4 protein-coding genes and 3 pseudogenes are annotated in these 3,531 nt (G+C 71.4%); 3 read left to right on the top strand and 4 right to left on the bottom strand.

All coding sequences use genetic code 11. The annotated features are described in order from the left end of the window. Both EAO76_RS44000 and EAO76_RS44005 read right to left on the bottom strand, forming a co-directional pair. Nucleotides 1-278: pseudogene (locus EAO76_RS44000) on the bottom strand (hypothetical protein); the annotation flags it as partial. Nucleotides 279-560: 282 nt separating this feature from the next. Continuing rightward, complete coding sequence (locus EAO76_RS44005; RefSeq protein WP_148841794.1) at nt 561-995, bottom strand: GNAT family N-acetyltransferase; 435 nt, start codon at nt 993-995, stop codon at nt 561-563. A 146-nt stretch (nt 996-1,141) separates the two neighbouring features. Between EAO76_RS44005 and EAO76_RS47895 the strand changes: the two are divergent. Further along, a pseudogene (locus tag EAO76_RS47895) lies at nt 1,142-1,345 on the top strand (helix-turn-helix domain-containing protein); the annotation flags it as partial. Between the two features lie 120 nt (nt 1,346-1,465). Here EAO76_RS47895 and EAO76_RS47215 read toward each other — a convergent pair. Continuing rightward, nucleotides 1,466-1,651: a hypothetical protein gene (locus tag EAO76_RS47215; RefSeq protein ID WP_262376290.1), complete on the bottom strand. Its 186-nt coding sequence runs from the start codon at nt 1,649-1,651 to the stop codon at nt 1,466-1,468. Here EAO76_RS47215 and EAO76_RS47220 point away from each other — a divergent pair. Further along, the gene (locus tag EAO76_RS47220) at nt 1,646-1,831 is read left to right on the top strand and encodes a hypothetical protein (RefSeq protein WP_262376291.1); all 186 of its coding nucleotides are present in this window, start codon (nt 1,646-1,648) and stop codon (nt 1,829-1,831) included. The two genes, EAO76_RS47215 and EAO76_RS47220, sit on opposite strands and share 6 nt — an antisense overlap. A gap of 69 nt (nt 1,832-1,900) precedes the next feature. On the opposite strand, the gene EAO76_RS44015 is transcribed toward EAO76_RS47220, so the two are convergent. Continuing rightward, nucleotides 1,901-2,545, bottom strand: coding sequence for a hypothetical protein (locus tag EAO76_RS44015; RefSeq protein ID WP_148841796.1), 645 nt, complete (start codon nt 2,543-2,545; stop codon nt 1,901-1,903). 337 nt (nt 2,546-2,882) lie between these two features. On the opposite strand from EAO76_RS44015, the pseudogene EAO76_RS44020 reads away from it, so the two are divergent. Next, nucleotides 2,883-3,041: pseudogene (locus tag EAO76_RS44020) on the top strand (TetR/AcrR family transcriptional regulator); the annotation flags it as partial. Nucleotides 3,042-3,531 lie beyond the last annotated feature (490 nt).

Raw genomic sequence — 3,531 nt, forward strand, 5'->3', positions numbered from 1 at the left:
GGTGGGGGCGGTGGCGGCTCCACCGCAGGCAGCAGCGGACCGCCCGCGCGCAGCTGGGCAATGGTCAGCTCGGCGCGACGGCGTGCGATCGGGCCGTCGTCGCGTTCGTAGACGAGCCGGATGCCGAGCTGGCCGAGATTCTCCGCCGTGATCAGCCGATAGCCGAGCGCGTGGGCGATCTCATCGGTCCGAAGCCGGCTCGCGGCTGTGCCATGACCGGTCCGCAACTCGACGCGGGCGCGGCCGTCGAAACCCGCGCGTATCTCGTCGTCCTTCACCCTGACTCCGCTCCCGGGAAAGACCGGCATCGCTCCAACTGCTCCGCACCACGATCGTCGCACGCGTCCGTCTCCCGCAAGCGCAGGGTGAATATCCGGCTGGCCCACCGCGAGGCGCCTCGCCTCGCGTTCGCCCTCGCTCCGCGCTTCGTCCCCTCGCTCCGCGCTCTGCGACGGGGTGGAGAGATGCGCCTTGAGATTGCCCGGAACGGCTGTCTCAGCGCGGCGTCCTGCACCGCATCGTCCGCGTCCTCACCCGCTGCCGCAGACTGTCCGTACCCCTCACTCCTCGGCGCTCAGAATCATGAAGCTCTCCGGGTTCGGTACGGGGACGAACCCGGCCTTCGCGTAGACCTCGTGCGCGTCGAGGGTCGACAGGAGAACACGCTTGAGCCGATAGGGGGCAAGGTGGTCGCGAACCGCTGTCGCGAGCCACGTCCCAAGTCCCTTGCCGCGGTGGGCGGGGGCGACGTAAACGTCGCAGAGCCAAGCGAAAGTGGCCCGGTCGGTGACCACGCGGGCGTAGGCGACCTGGTCGCCGTCGGCGTCGTGGACGGCGAAGTTCAGCGAGCCGCGCATCGACTCCTCGACGGTCTTCCGGCTGCGCCCCAGGGCCCAGAACGCGTCCGTCGAGAGCCAACGGTGCACCAGTTCCACGTCGAGGCGATCCGGGTCCGTCGAGAGCTCGTACCCGTTGTTTCCACCGCTGGTGATCATGGGGCGGCAGCGTATCCGTGGCGCTTGGTTTTTCCAAGTGACTGTCGCGCCGAATGAGATGGTTCCTGCTGATCTTTTCGTTGGTTCTGTGGGTGCGGCGGGTCTGCAGGTGGAAGTCTGTTGACGTGTCGTACCGGCCTTCGTCCATGGTCTCCGGGTCGTCTGTTCCTCCGTTGTCGCGGCCGCAGTTGGCGGAGGCTCGGCGTGTTCGTGCGGTCGAGTCGTTCGTGCGGGGCCGCTCAAACGCCGAGATCGCGGAGATGGTGGGGGTGCATGCGGAGAGTGTCCGGCGGTGGAGACACGCGTGGGGGAACGGCGGAGCCCAAGTGCTGCGCCGACGTCCGGCACCCGGTCGCCGGCCGAAGTGGGACGACGCCGGGGTGGAGGAGGTGCGGGCCTCGATGGCCGAGGCCTTGGGCCACCACTCCACCGCCCCGCATCGCGGGGCGCGCCCTGTGGACCAACGGGTTTCACGTCCGGACCGGCCGTACGGTCTTCGACAGCGGCCGGAGAGACGCGGGCGCGGCCACCTGCTCGCTCTGCCGGACCGAGATCCGGCTGGTCGACGAGGTGTGGGCGCCCATCGGGTTCGCCTGGGTCCCCTCAAGGGGCGGTTCCAGGACCGGGTCGAGGACGGTGGCGAAGGGATCGTGCACTGCCCGTCCCGCGCCCGGTTGTCCGGGATCGACCGGTGGAGCTGGGAGGACGACTACTACGCGTGCGGGCACCTCGGGTTCACGTTCTGGGGCTGGGTGGAGCTCATGTCCGACTTCACCCGGGAGATCGGCCGCAAGCTGGGCGGCCACCGCGCCGCGCTCCTCGCCGGGAAGCTGTAGAGCGTGGGCCGTGGGCCGGGCATGCCGTCAAGGACGGGGTGCCCGGCCCACGGACACGGGAACGGCTGATCAGCTGGTCCAGAGGACCGGGCTGTCGCTGTACGCGTCACCCTCCTCGAACGAGGCAACCGCGATGGGATCGGTCTTCGTGGCGCTGAGCGAGCAGGTCTCGTACGACGCGCCCTTGGTGGTGAAGTCGCGGGGTGCCGTCTCGCTGTCGCACTTGCCCGGGAGGTCGCCGATCAGAATGACGCCCGTGGGGCCTCCGCCTTCCAGCTTGCCGCGCAGCCTCAGCGACGCGTACGACAGGTCGGTGCCGCCGACGTTCTCCACCTTCATCCGGATGTAGTAGGGCGTCATGCCCTTCGCCTTGTCACCGAAGGAGGCCATGTCGGCCTCGGCGCCCTTCTCGATCGCCGTGACGGTCACGGCGACGGTGCCCTTCTTGTCGGTCCCGTACTTGAACGGCAGGATCGCTCGGTCACCTATCTTGAGCTTCGTGCCCGGTGCGGTGACGTCACCACCGGCCGGAGCGGCAGCGTCGTCGCTGGGGTCCGCGGACGGGCTCTTGCCGCCCGGGTCGGACGACGCCGGGGCGGAGGCCGACGGCGAGTCCTGTGCCGATGCCGCGTCCTCGCCGTCGTTGCAGGCCGTGAGCCCGAGCGCCAGGGTGGTGAGGGCAACTGCGGAGACGATACGTCGCTTGTGTGTCATTTTGGCCTAACTGGCAGTGAGGGCTGACCGTACGGCAGCCGGAACGTTCAACTGGGCGAAGCGCCCGGCCGTGTGACCGGACGCGCCGACGCGGCACGACGACGGCGGTGCGTCAACGAGGCGCGCCGTGAAGCCATCTCAGACTGAGGCGGGAATGACACAGACTCGCCACAGGCACGGCACAGGCATGGCACAGGGCGCGCGGCGGGTGCGGCACAGGGCGCGCGAGGGATGCGGCACAGGTGCGTGACGGGCGCGGCACGGCTCGGAGGGCGCGGCTCCTGCGGCCTGCCTCGCCGAACACGGCTGGGCGGGCTCCACCGTCTCCGTCGCCGCGATGCGCGCCGACGTCTCGCGCGGGGCCGCCCAGCACCACTTCCCGACCCACGAGGACCTGTTCACCGGATCCGTCGAGTACGTCGCCGAGGAACGTTCCGCCGCCATGCGTGCCGTCCCCGGCCGGGACCGTGCCGCTGGCGTAGCCGCCCTCGTCGACCCCGGGGGCGAGCCGTGGCGCAGTGGGCGGCAATGGTCGACCGCTGCACGCACTGCCGCGCCGCCGGGCTCTGCCCCCTCCTGGGCCCCGCATCGCCGTCGCAGCGGCGCTGCTGTGCCGGGCCGTGGTCGCGTCGCTCAGTCTCCGCCGCGCCCGCCGGCACGCAGGACCGTCAGCCGGAAGCCGGGCCCTGTGCCCGGTTCACCGCACCCGCTGCCCGGCCGTGTGGGGCGTGCTCCCGGAGGTTTGATCACCGCCTCGCCCCGCGTCGCCCGACTTGTCCGCCGCCCGCGGGCTTGCCGTTCCGCGTCGTCGATTACCCGCCCCGCCCCGCGGCCCGGCCCGCTGCTGTGCCGGGCTGCCGGGGCGGGGCGTTCCGAGCTGTACCGCGGTCGGTGGCCGGTGGCTCGCCCCCGCGCCCCGGGGCCGGAGTTCTGCACAGGACCGTCGATCGCCCGGCCCCGGACCGTGCCGCCCCGCGTCCCTGCCC

It is taken from the genome of Streptomyces sp. sk2.1, assembly GCF_008120935.1.
GTDB lineage: Bacteria > Actinomycetota > Actinomycetes > Streptomycetales > Streptomycetaceae > Streptomyces.

Coding starts and splice junctions, on each gene's coding strand:
- EAO76_RS44005 (WP_148841794.1), bottom strand. CDS start 995: ATGATCACCAGCGGTGGAAACAACGGGTACGAGCTCTCGACGGACCCG.
- EAO76_RS44015 (WP_148841796.1), bottom strand. CDS start 2,545: ATGACACACAAGCGACGTATCGTCTCCGCAGTTGCCCTCACCACCCTG.